Source organism: Pseudomonas sp. UBA6323 (assembly GCF_002439135.1).
Classification (GTDB): domain Bacteria; phylum Pseudomonadota; class Gammaproteobacteria; order Pseudomonadales; family Pseudomonadaceae; genus Aquipseudomonas.
Genome location: NZ_DJSX01000065.1, coordinates 129,050 through 148,639 on the forward strand (window position 1 = coordinate 129,050; position 19,590 = coordinate 148,639).

General features: G+C 64.1%; 20 protein-coding genes. 6 read left to right on the forward strand and 14 right to left on the reverse strand.

Features of this window, described 5'->3' with window-relative positions; all coding sequences use genetic code 11:
• Nucleotides 1–64: 64 nt before the first annotated feature.
• Together B3P22_RS15290 and lipA are read left to right on the forward strand one after the other, a co-directional pair.
• Nucleotides 65–1,321: a lytic murein transglycosylase gene (locus tag B3P22_RS15290; protein WP_296271565.1), complete on the forward strand. Its 1,257-nt coding sequence runs from the start codon at nt 65–67 to the stop codon at nt 1,319–1,321.
• Nucleotides 1,322–1,464: 143 nt separating this feature from the next.
• Nucleotides 1,465–2,517, forward strand: a complete 1,053-nt coding sequence (gene lipA, locus B3P22_RS15295) for a lipoyl synthase (protein WP_296271566.1) — start codon at nt 1,465–1,467, stop codon at nt 2,515–2,517.
• A gap of 66 nt (nt 2,518–2,583) precedes the next feature.
• Here the strand turns inward: lipA and lipB are convergent, their stop codons facing one another.
• The 11 genes from lipB to B3P22_RS15350 all read right to left on the reverse strand — a co-directional run bounded on the left by lipB (nt 2,584) and on the right by B3P22_RS15350 (nt 12,876).
• Nucleotides 2,584–3,201 carry a lipoyl(octanoyl) transferase LipB gene (lipB, locus tag B3P22_RS15300; protein WP_296271567.1) on the reverse strand — a complete coding sequence of 206 codons (618 nt, stop codon included), beginning with the start codon at nt 3,199–3,201 and terminating at the stop codon, nt 2,584–2,586.
• Nucleotides 3,202–3,206: 5 nt separating this feature from the next.
• Nucleotides 3,207–3,485, reverse strand: a complete 279-nt coding sequence (locus B3P22_RS15305; RefSeq protein ID WP_003240204.1) for a DUF493 domain-containing protein — start codon at nt 3,483–3,485, stop codon at nt 3,207–3,209.
• Nucleotides 3,486–3,686: 201 nt separating this feature from the next.
• Nucleotides 3,687–4,862 (reverse strand): D-alanyl-D-alanine carboxypeptidase family protein, encoded by a 1,176-nt coding sequence (locus B3P22_RS15310; protein WP_197855505.1) that lies wholly within the window; start codon nt 4,860–4,862, stop codon nt 3,687–3,689.
• Nucleotides 4,863–4,970: 108 nt separating this feature from the next.
• Complete coding sequence (locus tag B3P22_RS15315) at nt 4,971–5,984, reverse strand: septal ring lytic transglycosylase RlpA family protein (protein ID WP_197855506.1); 1,014 nt, start codon at nt 5,982–5,984, stop codon at nt 4,971–4,973.
• Entirely contained in the window at nt 5,981–6,991 is a 1,011-nt protein-coding gene (mltB, locus tag B3P22_RS15320; RefSeq protein ID WP_296271568.1) for a lytic murein transglycosylase B, read from the reverse strand. Before mltB ends, B3P22_RS15315 begins: the two co-directional genes overlap by 4 nt.
• A gap of 18 nt (nt 6,992–7,009) precedes the next feature.
• Nucleotides 7,010–8,113 (reverse strand): rod shape-determining protein RodA, encoded by a 1,104-nt coding sequence (rodA, locus tag B3P22_RS15325; RefSeq protein WP_174447369.1) that lies wholly within the window; start codon nt 8,111–8,113, stop codon nt 7,010–7,012.
• A 38-nt stretch (nt 8,114–8,151) separates the two neighbouring features.
• Entirely contained in the window at nt 8,152–10,044 is a 1,893-nt protein-coding gene (mrdA, locus tag B3P22_RS15330) for a penicillin-binding protein 2 (RefSeq protein ID WP_013717178.1), read from the reverse strand.
• A gap of 10 nt (nt 10,045–10,054) precedes the next feature.
• Nucleotides 10,055–10,522: a 23S rRNA (pseudouridine(1915)-N(3))-methyltransferase RlmH gene (gene rlmH, locus B3P22_RS15335; protein ID WP_013717179.1), complete on the reverse strand. Its 468-nt coding sequence runs from the start codon at nt 10,520–10,522 to the stop codon at nt 10,055–10,057.
• Between the two features lie 9 nt (nt 10,523–10,531).
• Nucleotides 10,532–10,885, reverse strand: coding sequence for a ribosome silencing factor (gene rsfS / locus B3P22_RS15340; RefSeq protein WP_026042034.1), 354 nt, complete (start codon nt 10,883–10,885; stop codon nt 10,532–10,534).
• 65 nt (nt 10,886–10,950) lie between these two features.
• Nucleotides 10,951–11,610, reverse strand: a complete 660-nt coding sequence (gene nadD, locus B3P22_RS15345; protein WP_181565213.1) for a nicotinate-nucleotide adenylyltransferase — start codon at nt 11,608–11,610, stop codon at nt 10,951–10,953.
• Nucleotides 11,611–12,876 carry a glutamate-5-semialdehyde dehydrogenase gene (locus B3P22_RS15350; RefSeq protein ID WP_013717181.1) on the reverse strand — a complete coding sequence of 422 codons (1,266 nt, stop codon included), beginning with the start codon at nt 12,874–12,876 and terminating at the stop codon, nt 11,611–11,613.
• Between the two features lie 248 nt (nt 12,877–13,124).
• Between B3P22_RS15350 and B3P22_RS15355 the strand changes: the two genes are divergently transcribed.
• Both B3P22_RS15355 and B3P22_RS15360 read left to right on the forward strand, forming a co-directional pair.
• The gene (locus tag B3P22_RS15355) at nt 13,125–13,844 is read left to right on the forward strand and encodes a DNA-3-methyladenine glycosylase (protein WP_296271569.1); all 720 of its coding nucleotides are present in this window, start codon (nt 13,125–13,127) and stop codon (nt 13,842–13,844) included.
• Nucleotides 13,841–15,157, forward strand: coding sequence for a bifunctional DedA family/phosphatase PAP2 family protein (locus B3P22_RS15360; protein ID WP_296271570.1), 1,317 nt, complete (start codon nt 13,841–13,843; stop codon nt 15,155–15,157). Before B3P22_RS15355 ends, B3P22_RS15360 begins: the two co-directional genes overlap by 4 nt.
• Nucleotides 15,158–15,166: 9 nt before the next feature.
• Here B3P22_RS15360 and B3P22_RS15365 read toward each other — a convergent pair whose 3' ends face one another.
• From B3P22_RS15365 to B3P22_RS15375, 3 genes are all read right to left on the reverse strand, one after another.
• A complete protein-coding gene (locus B3P22_RS15365; protein ID WP_296271571.1) occupies nt 15,167–15,751 on the reverse strand; it encodes an LON peptidase substrate-binding domain-containing protein in 585 nt (194 codons plus the stop codon).
• Nucleotides 15,752–15,812: 61 nt separating this feature from the next.
• On the reverse strand, nt 15,813–16,529 hold the full coding sequence (locus B3P22_RS15370; RefSeq protein ID WP_296271572.1) for an LrgB family protein: 717 nt from the start codon (nt 16,527–16,529) through the stop codon (nt 15,813–15,815).
• Nucleotides 16,526–16,885, reverse strand: a complete 360-nt coding sequence (locus B3P22_RS15375) for a CidA/LrgA family protein (protein ID WP_197855515.1) — start codon at nt 16,883–16,885, stop codon at nt 16,526–16,528. Before B3P22_RS15375 ends, B3P22_RS15370 begins: the two co-directional genes overlap by 4 nt.
• A gap of 387 nt (nt 16,886–17,272) precedes the next feature.
• On the opposite strand from B3P22_RS15375, the gene B3P22_RS15380 reads away from it, so the two are divergent.
• Complete coding sequence (locus tag B3P22_RS15380) at nt 17,273–17,728, forward strand: MaoC family dehydratase (protein ID WP_296271573.1); 456 nt, start codon at nt 17,273–17,275, stop codon at nt 17,726–17,728.
• A 136-nt stretch (nt 17,729–17,864) separates the two neighbouring features.
• Complete coding sequence (locus tag B3P22_RS15385) at nt 17,865–19,589, forward strand: C13 family peptidase (protein WP_296271574.1); 1,725 nt, start codon at nt 17,865–17,867, stop codon at nt 19,587–19,589.
• Nucleotide 19,590 lies beyond the last annotated feature (1 nt).

The following is a 19,590-nucleotide window of genomic DNA, read 5'->3' on the forward strand; positions in this document are numbered from 1 at the left end:
GATAGCCCAGAATTCGTCTCGGGCATGCTAAGGTAACCGCCTGCTTAAACGCCTTGAGATAGACATGCCACACCAGCTTCCACGTCGCGCCCTGGCTCTGCTTCCTCTCCTGCTGCTGGCGGCCTGCGCCCAGGCCCCGGCGGAAAACCTGCCCACAGCAACGACCCCGGCTGCGGCCCAGACCACCGCCGAAGAGGCGCTGCCCAGTTTCGCCGACTGGCGCCAGGCGCTGCGCAGCGAAGCGCTTGCCGCCGGCATCGACGCGGCCTTGTTCGATCGCGTGTTCGCCAGCGTTACCCCCGACCCGGCGGTGCTCAAGGCCGACAGTAGCCAGCCCGAATTCACCCGCCCCGTATGGGAATATCTTGACGGCGCCGTTTCCTCCAGCCGTATTGGCCGCGGCCGGGTACTGTTGGCGCAGCACGGCCTGGTACTGCAACGCATCGAACAGCGGTACGGCGTCGAAGCCCCGATTCTGGTCGCCATCTGGGGTCTGGAAAGCAATTTCGGCAACAACATCGGCAGCCACAGCGTGATCCGTTCGCTCGCGACGCTGGCCTATGACGGCCGCCGCCAGGGCTTCTGGCGCGTGCAGTTGCTGGCTGCGCTGCAGATCCTGCAGAACGGCGATGTAGCCAGCGAGCGCATGATCGGCTCATGGGCCGGTGCCATGGGGCAGACCCAGTTCATGCCGACTACCTACAACCAGCACGCAGTGGACTTCGACGGCGACGGCAAGCGCGACCTGTGGAATTCCTCGACCGACGCCCTGGCTTCGGCCGCTCACTACCTGCAGGCTTCAGGTTGGCAGCACGGCCAGCCCTGGGGCTTCGAGGTCAATCTGCCGAACGACTTCGACTACGCCCTGGCCGACCCGGACCAACGCCGTACGCTGGCCGAATGGGCCGAACTCGGCGTGCGTCCACTGGCTCCGACCGGCGCAGCCGCCAGCTCCCGCGCCAGCCTGCAACTGCCTGCCGGCCACAAAGGGCCGGCCTTCCTGCTGCTGGACAATTTCCGCAGCATCCTCAAGTACAACAATTCCACGTCCTATGCGCTGGCCATCGGCCTGCTCGCCGACAATCTGCTGCGTCCAAGCGAAGTCAAAGGACAGTGGCCACGCAGTGAACGCCAACTGGGTCGTAGCGAGCGTGTCGAACTGCAGGAGCTGCTGACCAAGGCAGGATTCGATCCCGGCCCGGCTGACGGCATCATCGGTGCCAACACGCGCAAGGCCATCCGTGCCCTGCAGCTGCAACTGAACTGGCCGGCCGATGGCTATCCGAACGGCGAACTCCTGCAACAGCTGCGCGCCCGCTGAGCCCGAGCGGCGCTGATACACGCCGCCTCGCCGATGCATTTGTCGACAGGCGGCCTCAGCGTCTGCATACACCTTCTGTGGTAGACTGGCGGGCGGCCAAAAGCCACCTGCCCACGGAGCCTCTACCGGAGCCCAGATTTCCGATGTCCGACACCTCCTCGCCCAAATCCGTCGCCAGCGGCGAAAAATTCCGCACCGCCCAAGGCATCACCGCGATCAAGGATGGCCAGAAGCGCCGTGCTGCGGCAGAACCCCAGGTTTTCGAACCCAAGCCCAAGTGGCTGCGGGTCAAGGCACCGGGCGGCAGCCGTTTCGAGGCGGTCAAGCGCAACGTCGGCGAGCACCGTCTGAGCACCGTGTGCCAGGAATCGCACTGCCCGAACATGGGTGAGTGCTGGTCCAACGGCACCGCCACCATCATGCTGATGGGCTCGGTGTGCACCCGCGCCTGCCGCTTCTGCGCCGTGGACACCGGCAACCCCAATGGCTGGCTGGACCTGGAAGAACCGCAGAACACCGCCAAGTCGGTGGAGCTGATGGCCCTGCGCTACATCGTGCTGACCTCGGTGGACCGTGACGATCTGGAGGACGGCGGCGCCGGGCACTACGCCGCCTGCGTGCGCGCCATCAAGGAAAACACCCCGCAGGTGGTGGTCGAAGCCCTGACCCCGGATTTCGATGGCGATCATCAGGCCATCGAGCGTGTCGTCGACTCCGGCCTGGAAGTCTTCGCGCAGAACGTCGAGACGGTCAAACGCCTCACTCACGTGGTCCGCGACCCGCGTGCCGGCTACGAGAAAACCCTCAAGGTGCTCGAACACGCCAAGAAGCACCGTCCCGACGTGCTGACCAAGACCAGCCTGATGCTCGGCCTGGGCGAAACCGACGATGAAATCATCGAGACCATGGATGACCTGCGCGCCATCGGCGTGGACATCCTCACCCTCGGCCAGTACCTGCAGCCGACGCGCAACCACCTCAAGGTGCAGCGCTGGGTCAGCCCTGAAGAGTTCAATCGCTTCCGTGACATCGGCCTGGAAAAAGGCTTCATGGAGGTCGCCGCCGGCCCGCTGGTGCGCTCCAGCTACCGCGCTGACCGCGTGTTCGAGAAGAACAACCTGGGCCTCGCCGCACCGGTTCCGGTGCCGGGCCAGGAAGTCAACGCCAGCCTGATTCCGGCGCTGAACCTGAACTGATCAGCAGTCGCCGGATAAACGAAAGGGGCGCCATGGCGCCCCTTTCTGCTTCTTCAGCACGACCGCTTACTGATATCCCAGTCTCTGCCGCAGGGCCTGCTCCAGGTGTTGCGCCACCTCGTCGAACGCAGGCGGCGCTTGCAACAGGTCGCGCATCTGCACCATCTTCAGCCCGGCGTAGCCGCACGGATTGATGCGCAGAAAGGGCGTCATGTCCATGTCGACGTTCAGCGCCAGGCCGTGGAACGAGCAGCCACGGCTGACGCGCAGGCCCAGAGAAGCGATCTTGTCGCCTGCCACGTACACGCCCGGCGCATCCGCCTTGGGCGCCGCCTCGATGCCATAGCCGGCCAGCAGATCGACCAGGCTCTGCTCCATGGCGGTGACCAGTTCGCGCACGCCGAGGTCGAGGCGACGCAGATCGAGCATCAGATAAGCTACCAACTGGCCCGGGCCGTGATAGGTCACCTGGCCGCCACGCTCGACCTGAATCACCGGGATATCGCCCGGCGCCAGCAGGTGCTCGGCCTTGCCAGCCTGGCCCTGGGTGAAGACCTTGGGATGCTGCAGCAACCAGATTTCATCCGCAGTCTGCGCGTCGCGCTCGGTGGTCAGACGGCGCATGGCGTCCAGCGTGGGCTGGTAGTCGACCAGCCCGAGGTGACGAACGACTAGCTCAGGCATGAGGGTCACAGCACCATGTGCACGCGACCGGTCGCGCGCAGGTCGACGTGAATCGCCTGCAGTTGCTCGACACTGGTCGCGGTGATCAGCACCTGCACGGAGAGGAAGTTGCCATTGCGGCTGTCGCGCATCACCAGCGTGGAGGCATCCAGGTCCGGGGCGTGACGCTGGATCACTTCGATCACCAGATCGGAGAAGCCCTCACCGGCGGTACCGATCACCTTGATCGGGTAACGCTCGCAGGGAAATTCGATTTTGGGCGGTTGAACGTCGCTATCGGTCATGTCATCAGCGGGCTCATGGCCCGTCCAGAAAGGTCCGCCACATATTGGGAGCGGACTGGATAAGTCAGGCGCCTCGACGAGGCGGTTAGTACAAGGCGGCTAAATGAAACGGCGGAGCAGCACCCTTTACAGTACGTAAATGGGCCCTGCTCCGCCGTTTTCAATGCTCAGCGACAACATCGTCGCTGCCAGCGTCTGCGGTCAGTTGAACAGGCCGAAGAAGAACAGGCGGATGCTGTCCCACAGACGACGCAGCAGGCCGCCCTCTTCTACCGACTGCAGCGCCACCAGATCGGTGCTGCGCACCACTTCGTCACCCAGTTTGACTTCGACCTTGCCGATCACGTCGCCCTGCTGGATCGGTGCGATCAGTTGCGGGTTAAGGGTCATGCTGGCCTGCAGCTTTTCCAGTTGGCCCTTGGGCATGGTCATGGTCAGGTCTTCGGCCAGGCCGGCCTTGACCTGATTCGCGGTGCCCTTCCACACGGTGGCCTGGGCCAGCTCGGCGCCTTTCTGATAGAAGGTGCGGCTTTCGAAGAAGCGGAAGCCATAGGTCAGCAGCTTCTGGGTTTCCGCAGCACGGGCCTGCTCGCTGTCGGTACCGAACACCGAGGTGATCATGCGCGCGCCATCACGCACGGCCGACGCCACCAGGCAGTAGCCGGCTTCGGAAGTGTGGCCGGTCTTCAGGCCGTCGACGGTGCGATCACGCCACAGCAGCAGGTTGCGGTTGGGCTGCTTGATGTTGTTCCAGAGGAATTCCTTCTGCGAGTAGATCGCATAGTGCTCGGCGTCTTCGTCAATGATCGCGCGGGCCAGGATCGCCATGTCATGGGCGCTGGAGTAGTGCTCGGGATGCGGCAGGCCGGTGGCGTTCATGAAGTGGCTGTTCTTCATGCCCAGGCGCTCGGCAGTGGCGTTCATCATGTCGGCGAAGGCGTCTTCGCTGCCGGCGATGTATTCGGCGATGGCGATGCTGGCGTCGTTGCCGGACTGGATGATGATGCCGTGCAGCAGGTCGTCGACCGTGGCCTGGCTGTTCAGCGGCAGGAACATGGTGGAACCACCGGAAGCGGCACCGCCGGTGCGCCAAGCGTGCTCGCTGATGGTCACCAGGTCCTGCTCGCCGATCTTGCCGTTACGGATTTCCAGGGTGGCGATGTAGGCAGTCATCAGCTTGGTCAGACTGGCTGGCGGCAGGCGCTGGTCAGCGTTGTTCTCGACCAGGACATTGCCGCTGGCGGCGTCCATCAGCACATAGGATTTGGCGGCCAGTTGCGGCGCCGCAGGCACCACCTGCTGGTTGGCCATCGCGAGGGGCGCAGCCAGAAGGGTAAGAACCAGTGAAGCACGTTGCACGAAGCTGGTGATGTTCATCCGTCTCTCGAAAATCGTTGCATGGGTTGTACGGCCCCGAGGGGCCATCTTTCGACTCGCCACCCGGCAAGCCTCGGATTAGTCCGGCAAACGCCGGTTAAGTTGCCATCAGTCGGCACGTACCAGCGTGGGCTGGCCAAGGTTGGCCAGGCGCACGCTGCTCTGCAGCTGTTCAGCCTCGCCCTGGTTGCTGATCGGCCCCATTCGGACCCGATGCAGGATCTGTTGGTCGCGCACCACTGAGCTGATGAACACCGGCACACTGCTGGTCTGGGTCAGCTTGGACTTGAGCAGCTCCGCAGCGTCCGGATTGGCGAAGGCTCCCACCTGGAGATACAGGCCAGAGGCTGCGAGTGAATCGTTTTTTTTTGCGTCGATCTGCACCGGCACCACCGCAGCGGCGTGCTGTGTAGGCGGCGGCGCGTACTGCTCGACGACCTGCGGTACAGGCTGTGCAACGGGCTTGGCAACGGCAGCCTTGGCCGGCTGATTGTTGGCCAGCACCAGCGGCACCGGACGGCCCTGTTGCGCCCACCACTCGTGCGGATCGATACCCTCGACCTTGACCCGTGCAGTGCCCTTCTCGGCATAGCCGAGCTTCTTCGCCGCAGCGAAGGACAGATCGATGATGCGGTCGGAGTAGAACGGCCCACGATCGTTGACCCGCAGGATCACCACCTTGCCGTTCTCCAGGTTGGTCACGCGTACATAGCTGGGCAGCGGCAGGGTCTTGTGCGCTGCGGTCATGCCGTACAGGTCATAGGTCTCGCCGTTGGCGGTGGCCTGGCCGTGGAACTTGGTGCCGTACCAGGAAGCCGGGCCGACTGCCTGATAGCGACGGGCATCCTGAATCGGGTAGTACTGCTTGCCGAACACCACATAGGGACTGGCCTTGACCGGCCCGTAGTGCGGCATGGGGATGGCGTCCTGAATCTTCGAAACGTCGACGTCCCACCAGGGTGCGCCATCGCGATGCGGGCGGTTGAAGTCCTCTGGGCCGGAGATACCGGCAGACTGACCGGGCGTTACCGCAGGTTGCGGTGCCCGATTGGAGGAGCAGCTCGCCAGCAACAGCGCTGCCGTTACGCAGGCTGCCAGCGGCAGCAGTTTGGACGCACTCATCGATTACCCCGTGCTTCGACCAGCAGCTCGGCCAGTTGGTTGACCGCCATGGCATACATCACGCTGCGATTGTAGCGGGTGATGGTGTAGAAGTTGGGCAAACCGAACCAGTATTCGTCGCCTTCGGCACCTTCCAGACGAAACGCCGTCACCGGCACGTCTTCGGCCAGCTTGTCCTGGCTCTGCCAGCCCAGTTCGCGCAGCTCGGCGACGTTCTTCACCGGGTCCAGCCCCTGGGTCAGGCCCTCGTCGACACGTGTTCCGCTGACCTCGACGCGACTGGCCACCTGGCCGCCGGCCTGCCAGCCGTGGCGTTTGAAATAGCTGGCAACGCTGCCGATGGCATCGGTCGGGTTGCTCCAGATGTTGATGTGGCCGTCGCCGTCGAAGTCCACGGCGTAGGCGCGGAAGCTGCTCGGCATGAACTGCGGCAGGCCCATGGCGCCGGCGTAGGAGCCCTTGAGCGAAAGCGGATCGACCTGTTCCTCACGGGTCAGCATGAGGAACTCGCGCAGCTCCTTGCGGAAGAACGGCGCGCGCGGCGGATAATCGAAGGCCAGGGTGGACAGCGCATCCATTACCCGCCAGCTGCCGGTGTTGCCACCGTAGAAGGTCTCGACACCAATGATGGCGACGATGAACTGCGGCGGCACGCCGTACTCGGCCTCGGCCTTCTCCAGCGCAACCTGATTCTTGCTCCAGAACTCAACACCCTGGGCGATACGCTTGTCGGTGATGAAGATAGGCCGGTATTCCTTCCAGGGTTTGACCTTCTCAGCCGGACGCGAGATAGCGTCGAGAATCGCCTGCTTGCGCTCGACATCGGCGAACAGGGCATACAGTTGCTCGCTGGCGAAACCGTAGTCACGGGTCATTTCCTCGACGAACTCGGTCACCTGCGGCGAGTCCTGGTAATCCGCCGCCAACGCCTGGGCGCCGGTGCCGAGCATGCCGGCGATGCCGACTCCGATGAACGTACGAGCAGCCCAACTGCGCAGAGAATGCATTAACTCAAAACCCCCAAATCAAACCTGGGCGATCCACTTTCTGTGGGTGTGGATCGCCATCAATATCCCGAAGCCTGACAACAGCGTGACCAGATGGGTTCCGCCATAACTAATGAAGGGCAGCGGCACCCCAACCACCGGCAGCAGCCCGCTGACCATGCCGATGTTGACGAATACGTAGACGAAGAAGGTCATGGTCAGCGCCCCGGCCAGCAGCTTGCCGAACAGCGTCTGCGCCTGGGCGGTGATCACCAGGCCGCGCGCCAGCAGCAGCAGATAGAGCAGCAACAACAGACAGACGCCAACCAGGCCGAACTCCTCCGCGAGCACGGCAATGATAAAGTCCGTATGGCTTTCCGGCAAAAAATCCAGGTGCGACTGAGTACCCAGTAGCCAGCCCTTGCCCAGCACGCCGCCGGAACCGATCGCTGCCTTGGACTGGATGATGTTCCAGCCCGACCCCAGCGGATCGCTCTCGGGATTGAGGAAGGTCAGCACGCGGCGTTTCTGGTAGTCATGCATGACGAAGTACCACATGCCCACCGCGACCGGCACCACGGCAGCGGCGGCGCCGATGATCCAGCGCCATTGCAGGCCGGCCATGAACACCACGAATGCGCCCGAGGCGAGGATCAGCAACGAGGTGCCCAGGTCGGGTTGTTTGACGATCAGTACGAAAGGCACACCGATCATCGCCAGGCTGATGACGATGTGCTTGAAGCGCGGCGGCAGGTTGTGCCGCGACAGGTACCAGGCGATGGTCATCGGCATGATGATTTTCATCAGCTCCGACGGCTGGAAGCGGATCACCCCGGGGATATTGATCCAGCGTGTGGCGCCCATCGCGGTATGGCCCATGACCTCCACCACCATCAGCAGCGCGACGCCTATCACGTAGGCAAGAGGTACCCAGCGCGCCATGAAGCGCGGGTCGAACTGGGCGATCACCACCACCGCGAGCATGCCGATGCCGAACGAGGACGCCTGCTTGAGCAACAGGTCGATATTCTTGCCACTGGCCGAATAAAGGATGAACAGGCTGCCAGTGCCGAGAATCAGCAGCAGTAACAGCAGCCAGCCATCGATATGCATGCGCTGCAACAGGCTGGCGCGACGACGCAGTACGTCCTCGTCGGACAGGGTACGGTCGAAATTGCTCATCATCGTTGGCTGACCTCGGCAGGCTTGGGCATCGCGAACTCGGCCTTGAGCTGACCGGTTTCCTTGTCCAGCAGCCAGGCGTCCATGACCTGCTTGACCACTGGCGCGGCGACGCCAGAGCCGGATTCCCCGTTCTCCACCATCACCGCCACGGCGATCTGCGGGTTGTTCGCAGGCGCGAAACCGATGAACAGCGCGTGGTCGCGGTGGCGCTCCTGAACCTTGTTGCGGTCGTACTTCTCGCCCTGCTTGATCGCCACCACCTGAGCCGTGCCGCTCTTGCCGGCGATGCGATAGACCGAACTGTCGCCGACCTTGCGCGCCGTGCCGCGAGGGCCATGCAGCACTTCTTCCATGCCATGGATGCCGTAATCCCAGAACTTCGGGTCACGTAGGACGATGTCGGGCATCGGATTGGGGTCCACCGGCAGACGACCATCGACGCTCTTGGCCAGGTGCGGGCGAATCCACTTGCCACGTGTGGCCATCAATGCGGTGGCCTGCGCCAGTTGCAGCGGCGTGGTCTGCATGTAGCCCTGGCCGATGCCGAGAATCAGCGTCTCGCCGGGATACCAGGGCTGGCGATAGCGTGCCCTTTTCCAGTCGCGCGACGGCATCAGGCCGGCGGTTTCCTCGAACATGTCCAGCGCCACGCGCTGGCCGAGGCCGAAGCGGCTCATGTAGTCGTGCATGCGATCGACGCCCATCTTGTGCGCCAGATCGTAGAAATAGGTGTCGTTGGAACGGGCGATGGCCAGGTTGAGGTCGACCCAGCCGTCACCGCTACGGTTCCAGTTGCGGTATTTGTGGCTGTGGTTGGGCAACTGATAGAAGCCAGGGTCGAACACCCGCGAGGTGGGCGTGACCACCCCGGCATCGAGGCCAGCCACGGCCACCATCGGCTTGATGGTCGAGCCAGGCGGGTAAAGGCCGCGCAGTACCCGGTTGTACAGCGGCTGATCGATGGAGTCGCGCAACTCGCCATAGGCCTTGAAGCTGATGCCGGTGACGAAGGGGTTGGGATCGAAGCTGGGCTGGCTGACCATCGCCAGCACTTCGCCATTGTTCGGATCGATGGCCACTACCGCGCCACGACGACCACCCAGGGCTTTTTCCGCGGCCTCCTGCAGGTTCACGTCGAGGCTGAGGACGATGTCCTTGCCCGGTTTCGGATCGACGCGGTTGAGTACGCGCAATACGCGGCCACGGGCGTTGGTCTCGACCTCTTCATAGCCGACCTCGCCGTGCAGTTCGTCCTCGTAGAAGCGCTCGATACCGGTCTTGCCGATATGGTGCGTACCGGCATAGTCGGTCGGGTCGAGGCGCTTGAGCTCCTGCTCGTTGATACGCCCAACATAGCCGACCGAATGAGCGAAATGCTCCTGCTGCGGGTAATGCCGCACCAGCTGCGCAGCCACCTCGACGCCCGGCAGACGGAACTGGTTGACCGCGATGCGGGCGATCTGCTCCTCGCTCAGCTCGAACAGGATCGGTACCGGCTCGAACGGGCGCCGCCCCTGGCGCACGCGGCGTTCGAACAGCGCACGCTCATCCTCGCTAAGCTCCAGCACCTCGACCACGGTGTCGAGCACGCTGAGCCAGTCACCGGCACGCTCACGGGTCACGGTCAGGCTGAAGCTGGGACGGTTGTCGGCGATGATCACGCCGTTGCGGTCGTAGATCAGCCCACGGGTCGGCGGCAGTGGCTGCACGTGGATGCGGTTGTTTTCTGCCAGCGTACTGTGATGCTCGTACTGGATCACCTGCAGGTAGTACATGCGCATGATCAACACGCAGGTCAGCAGAATGATCACCACGCCGCCGACGAGCACCCGGCGCTTGACCAGGCGAGCGTCCTTTTCGTGATCCTTGAGGCGAATCGGCTGCGGCATGACTACTTGATCACTTGTGGTACGGGTGGCCGGACAATACCGTCCAGGCTCGGTAGATCTGCTCGCCGAGCAGGATACGCACCAGCGGATGCGGCAACGTCAGAGGCGACAGCGACCAACGCTGCTCGCTGCGCGCGCAAACCTCAGGCGCCAGCCCTTCCGGGCCGCCGACCATGAGGTTGACGTTGCGTGCGTCGAGACGCCAGCGGTCCAGCTCTGCCGCCAGTTGCTCGGTGCTCCATGGCTTGCCATGGACCTCCAGCGTGACGATACGTTCGCCGGGCTGCACCTTGCTCAGCATGGCCTCGCCCTCCTGACGGATCAGGCGGGCAACATCGGCGTTCTTGCCACGGGTGTTGAGGGGAATTTCCACCAGTTCCAGCGGCAACTCGGCCGGCAGGCGCTTGACGTACTCCTGCCAGCCCTCCTCGACCCAACGCGGCATGCGCGAACCGACGGCGATCAGTTTGATCCGCACGGTTTGCGCTTACTCTGCGCTGTGCTGGGCGCGGCTCTGCTCGGCGCCCTGCCACAGGCGCTCGAGGTCGTAGAACTGGCGCGCGGTCGGCAGCATCACGTGCACGACGATGTCCCCGAGGTCGAGCAGCGCCCATTCGCCGCTGTCCAGACCTTCGCTACCGATCGGGCGTACACCCTGTTCCTTGACCTTTTCCAGTACGTTTTCCACCAGTGACTTGACCTGACGGCTGGAGCTACCGCTGGCGATCACCATGAAATCGGTGATGCTGGTCTTGTCCTTGACGTCGATCACGGTGATGTCGGTCGCCTTGATCTCTTCCAGCGCCGCCACGGCGATCTTGACCAGCTCGTCGCTGGGCATGTTCTGCTTACTCATAAAAACTCATTTGCCTCGTGTAATGGACGCCAGCGCACATGCATGGCGTTTCAAGCATTGGGCGCACGGTACAGATCGTGCGCCTGGATATAGGCCAGTACCGCATCCGGCAGCAGATAACGCGCCGAGCGGCCAGTTGCCAACAAGTGGCGAATCTGCGTGGCGGAAATCGCCAACGGAGTCTGCCAGATGAAACTGATTTGCCCGCCTGCACCCACCAGGCTCAACGGGTCGCTGACACTGCGCGCGGCCAGCAGATCGCGCAGCGCCTCCGGCGCTTCACTGTCGGCATCCGGCCGTTGCAACACCAGCAGGTGACAGTGCTCGAGCAGCTCCTGCCAACGATGCCAGCTCGGCAAACCGCAGAAGGCATCCCAGCCCAGCAGCAGAAACAGCTGATCGTCCGCTGCCAGCTCGGCACGCACCGACTCCAGCGTGTCCACGGTGTACGACGGCTTGTCGCGGCGCAGCTCGCGGTCATCGACCGTCAGCCGCGTCTCGCCTGACACCGCCAGTTCGACCATGGCCAGACGCTGCTCGGCCGTCGCCTGCGGCGTGTCGCGGTGCGGTGGTCTGGCGCTGGGGATCAGCCGCAGCTCGTCCAGCACCATGAATTCGGCCACCTCCAGCGCGGCACGCAGATGCCCGATGTGCACCGGGTTGAAGGTACCGCCGAGCAGGCCGATGCGTCGGGCGCCGATCCGTTTCATTTATGTACGAATGTGTCCGTCGCCGAAGACCACGTATTTCTCGCTGGTCAGGCCTTCCAGGCCGACCGGGCCACGTGCGTGCAGCTTGTCGGTGGAAATGCCGATCTCCGCCCCCAGGCCGTACTCGAAACCATCGGCGAAGCGGGTCGAGGCGTTGACCATCACCGAGGAAGAATCCACCTCGGTGAGGAAACGCCGCGCATCGCTGAAGTTCTCGGTGATGATCGAGTCGGTGTGCTGCGAGCCGTAATGATTGATGTGCTCGATGGCCGCCTCCAGCGAGTCGACGATGCGAATCGCCAGGATCGGCGCGTTGTACTCGGCGAACCAGTCGTCCTCGCTCGCTTCCAGCACATCGCCGCCGAGCAGCTCGCGGGTGGCGGCATCGCCACGCAGTTCAACGCCCTTGTCACGGTAGATGGCGGCCAGCGGCGGCAGCACACGTGCAGCGACAGCCTGATGCACCAGCAGGGTTTCCATGGCATTGCACGGCGAGTAGCGCTGGGTCTTGGCGTTGTCGCAGACGCGGATGGCCTTGTCGAGGTCGGCGGCGACGTCGACATAGACGTGGCAGACGCCGTCCAGATGCTTGATCACCGGCACCTTGGCATCGCGGCTGATGCGTTCGATCAGGCCCTTGCCGCCGCGCGGGACGATCACGTCGACGTACTCCGGCATGGTGATCAGCTCACCGACGGCAGCGCGGTCGGTGGTTTCCACCACCTGCACGGCAGCTGCCGGCAGGTCGGCCTCGGCCAGGCCCTGCTGGATGCAGCGGGCAATCGCCTGGTTGGAGTGAATGGCCTCGGAGCCGCCACGCAGGATGGTGGCGTTGCCGGACTTCAGGCACAGGCTGGCGGCATCGATGGTCACGTTCGGACGCGACTCGTAGATGATGCCGATCACCCCCAGCGGCACACGCATCTTGCCGACCTGGATGCCGGACGGCAGGTAGCGCATGCCCTGAATCTCGCCGATCGGATCGGGCAGGGTCGCTACCTGGCGCAGCCCTTCGATCATGCTGTCGATCACCTTCGGCGTCAGCGCCAGGCGGTCGACCATGGCCGGTTCCAGACCACTGGCACGGGCGGCGGCCAGGTCCAGTTCGTTGGCGGCAGTCAGCTCGGTGCGAGCGGCATCGAGGGCATCGGCGGCAGCGTGCAGCGCGCGATTCTTCTGCGCGGTGCTGGCGCGGGCGAGCACCCGCGAAGCCTGGCGGGCGGCCTGGCCCAGGCGGGTCATGTAGTCGTGCACGGACTCGGTCATGGCGGCGGAGGTCTGGCAGTTGGAAAAAGGGGCTGATTATAGCCGGCTCACAAGGCCGCGCCCAGCGGCGTCTGGCAAGCGGTAACCAGCGCGTCCGTTCAGGGCGAAGGCCGGACGACAGCAGCCTTGGCTGGCGATGCGCAACGGACCGCACGGGGGCTGGTCTGGCGCGGGGCCGTTCAGGCATTTTTAAGCTTGCTGTTGTTATGCTCGCCGCCCCGAGACCCCGCCCGAGCCCGATGCGACAGATGACGCCCGCCGCCCCCACCCTCAGTTTGCCCTGGCCGGATGCCAGGCCACTGCCCGACACCTTCTTCGACCGCGACGCGCAGTTGCTGGCGCGCGAGCTGCTGGGCAAGGTGATTCGCCACCGCGTCGGCGAGCTGTGGCTGAGTGCGCGGATCATCGAGACCGAGGCCTACTACCTGGTGGATAAGGGCAGCCACGCCTCGCTCGGCTACACCGAGAAGCGCAAGGCGCTGTTCGCTGATGGCGGGCACATCTATATGTACTACGCACGCGGCGGCGACTCGCTGAACTTCAGCGCGCACGGCCCTGGCAACGCGGTGCTGATCAAATCCGCCCACCCCTGGCTCGATGCGGTCAGCGGCGCCGACTCGCTCGCCGCGATGCAGCACAACAATCCCGACACCCTTGGCCAGCCGCGCGCGCCCGAACGCCTGTGCGCCGGGCAGACTCTGCTGTGCAAGGCGCTCGGTCTGAAGGTAACGGACTGGGATGCGCGCCGCTTCGATTTGCAGCGATTGTTCGTCGAGGATGTCGGCGAACAGCCGCACTCGATCATCCAGTGCGCGCGCCTGGGCATTCCCAAGGGCCGCGACGAGCATCTGCCGTATCGCTTCGTCGACGCGCTGTACGCACGCCATTGCACGCGCAACCCTTTGCGCCGTGGACAGGTCGAAGGGCGTGACTATCGATTGTTGAGCGTTTCGGGAGCAGAAGGATGAGTGTCTGGCTGGATAACCTTTCCACCTGGCTGAGCGGCAACCCGCAATGGCTGGGCCTGGCGATCTTTCTCATCGCCCTGCTCGAATGCCTGGCCCTGGTGGGCATCGTGCTGCCCGGCGTGGTGATGCTGTTCAGCGTCGCCCTGCTCGCCGGCAGCGGCGTGCTGACGCTGTGGCAGACGCTGCTGCTGGCCTATGCCGGCGCGCTTTGCGGGGACATGATGTCCTACGCCCTGGGCAGAGGTTTCAAGCACAACATCAGCCGCTTGCCGGTACTGCGCCATCATCCGCAGTGGATCATGCGCGCCGAGCTCTACTTCCGTCATTACGGCGTGGCCAGTCTGCTGGTCGGTCGCTTCATCGGCCCGCTCCGGCCCATGCTGCCGATGGTGGCCGGCATGCTCAACATGCCGTTGCCGCGCTTCATCCTGGTCAGCCTGGTGGCAGCGGCCGGCTGGGCGGTGGCCTATCTGTTACCGGGCTGGGCCACCGGCGCAGCCCTGCGCCTGCCGATGGCAGAAGGTTTCTGGACCGAGGCGGCGGTGCTGTTGGGCGGTATCGGCATCATCCTGCTGCTGACCGTTCAGGCCAGCCTGGCGGAAAAACCGCGGGCCACTCTACTGGGCGGCGGGCTCAGCCTGGCGCTGCTGGTGGCCATCGTCATCGGCTGGCCGCATCTCGATGCGCTGGACCAAGGTTTGATGACCCTCGTGCAGGAGCAGCGTCAGGCACATCTGGACCAATGGATCGGCACCCTGACCCGACTGGGCGACTTCCATATTCAGTTTGTCGCGGCTGCGGTGCTGTGCACCCTGCTGTTCCTCGCGCGCCGTTGGCGCCACCTGCTGTTCGCCGGCTCGACATTGCTGGTCACGGCCCTCGGCAACACCACGCTCAAGCACGGCTTCGCCCGGGCACGCCCGGATGTGCTGAGCGAACCGCTGACCACCTTCAGTTTTCCCAGCGGCCACAGCTCGGCAGCCTTTGCTTTCTTCCTGGTGCTGGGGGTACTGGCCGGGCGCGGGCAATCGGCGCGCCTGCGCCTGGCCTGGCTGGTGGTGGCAAGTCTGCCGGCCTTGGCGATCGCCTTGTCGCGGGTCTACCTGGGCGTGCACTGGCCCAGCGACATCATCGCCGGCGCCTTGCTGGCCTCGGCCGTGTGCGGCCTGAGCCTGAGTTTGTGCCAGCGCCAGGAGGTGCTGCCGGCACTGCCGGCGCGCCTGTGGTGGATCATCCTGCCGGCCTGTCTCGCGGTACTGGGGGGGATGGCGACCTGGCAGCTGTCCAACGCGCTGCTGCGCTACGCTTACTGACGCGTCGCCTCAGGCATCGCCCTGGAGCATTTCCAGCATGGCGTGCAGCTGCTCCAGGCGCAGGGCTGGATCGTCGAGCTGAAGCAGCTGCAGTTTCTGCGCCGATTCCAGCGGCAACAGGTAGGCCAGCTGATTGGCCAGTTGTTGCTGGCTGGTGACCACGCCCGGCATGGCCAGGCCCGCCACTAGCGGATGCTCGGCCAGCGCAGCGTGCAAAGCGGCAAGGTCGGCGTGTTCGGCCTGCAGCGGGCTATCTGGCGGCTCCTCCAGCCACTGCACGTCGGCGACAGTCAGTTGGTCAGGCAGAACCTGGGCACGCTCGACGCGAAAGCGCCGCCCGCCTTCGACGCGAATACCCAGCAGCCCGTTGCTGCGCTGTTGAAAGTCGCGCACCAGCGCCTCGCAGCCGATGGCGGCGAAACGGCTGGCGGCTTCGCCCACCTCCTCGCCCTCGACGATGCACACCACGCCGAACCCCTCGCCCTGCTTCATGCAGCGGCCGATCATGTCCAGGTAGCGCGCCTCGAATATCTGCAGGTCGAGCACGCAGCCGGGAAACAGTACGGTGTTGAGCGGAAACAGCGGGAGTTTCATGGTTTTACGGCCTGTTATCTACGCAAGGCTGCCGGGGCATCAGGGATGGTCAGGCAGGCTCTCACAGGAGCATGACAATCGCCAGAGGCAACAGCACGGCGGTGATCACTCGCATCAGGCTCATCGCCAGCGCGGCGAAGGCGCCGCACTCGTCGCTTTCCTGCAGTGCGCGCGCCGTACCCACGGCGTGTGCGGTGATGCCCAGCGCCATGCCCTGCGCCGCCGGGTGGCGGACCCGGCACAGACGCAGAATGGATGGCCCGACAATGGCGCCGATGACCCCGGTGATCATCACGAACACCGCAGCCAGCGCCGCGATACCGCCGATCTGATCGGCCACCAGCATGGCGATCGGCGAGGTCACTGACTTCGGTGCCATGCTCATCAGCATCAGTCGTTCGGCGCCGAACAGCCAGGCCAGCCCTGCCCCAAGCACGGTGGCGAAGGTACCGGCGACCAGCAGGGTGAGGATGATGGGCCAGAACAGCTGGCGAATTCGCCGCAGGTTGAGATACAGCGGCACGGCCAGGGCCACGGTGGCCGGACCGAGCAGCAGGGTCAGCGCCGCGACGCTGTTGCGATATTCGGCGAAACTCAGGCCACACAGCAGTAGGATGCCGATCACCGTAAGCATCGACACCAGCACCGGCTGCAGGAATACCCAGCGAGTGCGCTCGTAGGCTGCCATCGCCAGTTGATAGGCGCCCAGGGTGATGCCGATGCCGAACAGCGGGTGATGCGTCAGCGCCTGCCAGGCGCCCTGCCAGTCCGGACTCATGCGTCCTCCCGGCGCTGCTGGCGCTCGATCAGTTTCTGCATCAGCCAGCCGGCGAAGGCCAGCGACACCAATAGCGACAGCACCAGCGCGCCGACCACGGCCCAGAAATCGGCGGCGATATCACTGGCATAGGCCATCACGCCCACGGCGGGCGGTACCAGAATCAGCGGCAGGTACTTGAGCAGGCTGCTGGAGGCGACGCTCAACGGCTCGCCTACTTCGCCACGCACGATCAGAAAGGCGAACAACAGCAGCATGCCGATGATCGGCCCCGGCAGCATCGGCAGCAGCAGGACGTTGAGGACGGTTCCGAGCAACTGGCACAGCACCAGCCATGAAAGGCCGCGAAGCAGCATGTTTAAGGTCTCCAGAAGACGAGCGATGGCCGTACTTCCGCTCGCGAGTAGGCCGTTGAAAAACGTAGGCGAGGCAGTCAGTGCAAGGCAAAAACAGGCGAAAAAGCGGAGTTTACGAGCTGTAAATGAGCATTTTGAACCTGTTTTTAACGCAGCAATGACCACGCAGGTAGTTTTTCAGCGGCCTACTAGAGGGGATTCCGGGCATCTATTGGGGCATGTCGGCCATTATAGGCCGGCTGGCCTCTGGATTGCTGCGTCAGGCTGGCCTATGCCGCGTCATTCAGTACCCGAGGCAGGCTTGACCTGCTGCTGCCCCCCATGCTGATCTAGACCGCAACGGTTTTACGCAAACAAAAACAACACACGCGTCCTCAAGGAGGAACTATGCCGTTCGTACCCGTAGCAGAGCTCAAGGACTATGTTGGCAAGGAACTCGGCAAGTCCGAGTGGCTGACCATCGATCAGGAGCGCATCAACCAGTTCGCCGAGTGTACCGGCGACCATCAGTTCATCCACGTTGACCCGGAAAAGGCCAAACAGACCCCCTTCGGCACCACCATCGCCCACGGTTTCCTCTCGCTGTCGCTGGTGCCGATGCTGATGGAAAAGATCATGATCATGCCGCAGGGGCTGAAGATGGCAGTGAACTACGGTCTCGACAGCGTGCGCTTCATTCAGCCGGTCAAGGTCGACTCCAAAGTGCGCCTGACGGTGACGCTGACTGACGCCACCGAGAAGAACCCCGGCCAGTGGCTACTCAAGGCCCGAGCTGTTCTGGAAATCGAAGGCCAGGAGAAACCGGCCTACATCGCCGAGCCGCTGTCTCTCTGCTTCGTCTGATCACCGCCTGCTCCCGTTTCCGGCCCTCCCCGCCGGAACGGGAACCCTATCGCGTCAGCAATGCGTGCAATGCGACAGCGCAAGCCTTCTGGCTTGCGGCATACTGCGGACCAAAGCACCGACCTGGACGTCCGCCATGAATCCCCTTGCCCTGCGCCTGCTGCCTCTTTGCCTGTCCCTGCTGATCGCCGGTTGCGAGGAAGCACGCCCGCTATTGCCGGCCAATGCCACCCTGCCCGACGGCGGCCAGTATCGCGGCGAGATCGTCGACGGGCTGCTACAAGGCCCGGGCCGCCTGGACTATCGCAATGGCAGCTGGTTCGTCGGCCAGTTCCAGGACGGCATGCTCGAAGGCCGCGGCGAGTGGCAAGGCCCCGGTGGCGAACATTATCTGGGCGAGTTTCATCAGGGCATGTTCCACGGCCAGGGCACCCTCACCTACAGTGACGGTAGCCGCTACGAAGGCGGGTTCGAACGCAATAGATTCAGCGGCGTCGGCCTGCTCGAACAGGGCGGCCAGCGTTACCAGGGCGAATTTCTCAACGACCGCTTCCACGGTCTGGGCAAACTGGAAACGGCCGACGGCAGCAGCTTCCAGGGCCAGTTCGTCAAAGGGCAGCCGGAGGGCCAGGGCGTACGCATCGACGCCTACGGCAATCAGTTCAGCGGCGTGTTCGCCCAGGGTCTGCTCAGTGGCCAGGGCAGCTACCAGAACGCCGATGGCGACAACTACAGCGGCGGCTTCCAGAACGACGAGTTTCACGGCAAGGGCCGCTACCAGAGCGCCGCAGGCGAGACCTGGGCCGGAGAGTTCGTCGAGGGTGTGATGCAGGGCCCCGGCGAATACACCGATGGTGAAGGCACACGCTACCTCGGCGAATTCGCCGACTGGCAGTACGAAGGCGAAGGTCTGCTCACCCTGCCAGACGGCAGCGCCTACCGTGGCCATTTCTCCGGCGGTGAATACAGTGGCGAGGGCACCCTGACTCTGGCCGATGGCAGTCGTCAGTCCGGCATTTGGCAAAGCGGGCGCCTGGTACGTGACGAACAGGGCCAGGCGCTGCCCGACAGCCTGGAGCTGGGCCTGTTGCGACAGGGACAGTTGCTCGATGAAGCCATCGCCGCAATTCCCGCCTCGACACCGGCACGCGAACTCTATGCCCTGACCCTCGCGGGCGACGGCAAGCAGAGCGTATTCATGCGCGAGGCCGATTATGTCAGCAGGCTGATGCGCGATCGCTTTGGCGCTCACGGCAGCATCAGCCTGATCAATCACCGCGACCATCTTGCCGACCGCCCGCTGGCCACGCGCGAGAACCTCACCCGTGTGGTGCAGGCGCTGGCCGAGCGCAGCGGCGAGGAAGACCTGATCTTCATCTATCTGACCAGCCACGGCTCGCGTCGCCATGAACTCAACCTCGACCAGCCGCGCCTGCAGTTGGCCGACCTGCCGGCCAGCGAGCTGGCGGCGTTGCTCGCCCCGCTCAAGCAACGCAATAAGGTGGTAGTAGTTTCGGCCTGTTATTCCGGCGGTTTCATCCCACCGTTGAAAGATGAAAAGACCCTGGTGATGACCGCCGCACGCGCCGACCGGGTGTCGTTCGGCTGCAGCGAAGAGAACGACTTCACCTATTTCGGCCGCGCCCTGTTCGCCGAGGCGCTGGGCGAGACCGACAATCTCGAACGAGCCTTCGAACTGGCCAAGGAACGCGTTGCCGAACGTGAACAGAGCGACGGTTTCGAACCTTCCGAACCGCAGATCTGGGCGCCACGCGGCGTGCTCCAGCACTGGCGCGATCTGCGTCAGAGTCAGGCCGAGCGTGCGCTCGGTGCCGTGGCCAGCGGTCCGGCAAAGGACTAAG

Excerpts from the sequence above, each read along its gene's own strand:
- B3P22_RS15290 (WP_296271565.1), top strand. The coding sequence starts at position 65 with ATGCCACACCAGCTTCCACGTCGCGCCCTGGCTCTGCTTCCTCTCCTG.
- lipA (WP_296271566.1), top strand. The coding sequence starts at position 1,465 with ATGTCCGACACCTCCTCGCCCAAATCCGTCGCCAGCGGCGAAAAATTC.
- lipB (WP_296271567.1), bottom strand. The coding sequence starts at position 3,201 with ATGCCTGAGCTAGTCGTTCGTCACCTCGGGCTGGTCGACTACCAGCCC.
- B3P22_RS15305 (WP_003240204.1), bottom strand. The coding sequence starts at position 3,485 with ATGACCGATAGCGACGTTCAACCGCCCAAAATCGAATTTCCCTGCGAG.
- B3P22_RS15310 (WP_197855505.1), bottom strand. The coding sequence starts at position 4,862 with ATGAACATCACCAGCTTCGTGCAACGTGCTTCACTGGTTCTTACCCTT.
- B3P22_RS15315 (WP_197855506.1), bottom strand. The coding sequence starts at position 5,984 with ATGAGTGCGTCCAAACTGCTGCCGCTGGCAGCCTGCGTAACGGCAGCG.
- mltB (WP_296271568.1), bottom strand. The coding sequence starts at position 6,991 with ATGCATTCTCTGCGCAGTTGGGCTGCTCGTACGTTCATCGGAGTCGGC.
- mrdA (WP_013717178.1), bottom strand. The coding sequence starts at position 10,044 with ATGCCGCAGCCGATTCGCCTCAAGGATCACGAAAAGGACGCTCGCCTG.
- rsfS (WP_026042034.1), bottom strand. The coding sequence starts at position 10,885 with ATGCCCAGCGACGAGCTGGTCAAGATCGCCGTGGCGGCGCTGGAAGAG.
- nadD (WP_181565213.1), bottom strand. The coding sequence starts at position 11,610 with ATGAAACGGATCGGCGCCCGACGCATCGGCCTGCTCGGCGGTACCTTC.
- B3P22_RS15350 (WP_013717181.1), bottom strand. The coding sequence starts at position 12,876 with ATGACCGAGTCCGTGCACGACTACATGACCCGCCTGGGCCAGGCCGCC.
- B3P22_RS15355 (WP_296271569.1), top strand. The coding sequence starts at position 13,125 with ATGACGCCCGCCGCCCCCACCCTCAGTTTGCCCTGGCCGGATGCCAGG.
- B3P22_RS15360 (WP_296271570.1), top strand. The coding sequence starts at position 13,841 with ATGAGTGTCTGGCTGGATAACCTTTCCACCTGGCTGAGCGGCAACCCG.
- B3P22_RS15365 (WP_296271571.1), bottom strand. The coding sequence starts at position 15,751 with ATGAAACTCCCGCTGTTTCCGCTCAACACCGTACTGTTTCCCGGCTGC.
- B3P22_RS15370 (WP_296271572.1), bottom strand. The coding sequence starts at position 16,529 with ATGAGTCCGGACTGGCAGGGCGCCTGGCAGGCGCTGACGCATCACCCG.
- B3P22_RS15375 (WP_197855515.1), bottom strand. The coding sequence starts at position 16,885 with ATGCTGCTTCGCGGCCTTTCATGGCTGGTGCTGTGCCAGTTGCTCGGA.
- B3P22_RS15380 (WP_296271573.1), top strand. The coding sequence starts at position 17,273 with ATGCCGTTCGTACCCGTAGCAGAGCTCAAGGACTATGTTGGCAAGGAA.
- B3P22_RS15385 (WP_296271574.1), top strand. The coding sequence starts at position 17,865 with ATGAATCCCCTTGCCCTGCGCCTGCTGCCTCTTTGCCTGTCCCTGCTG.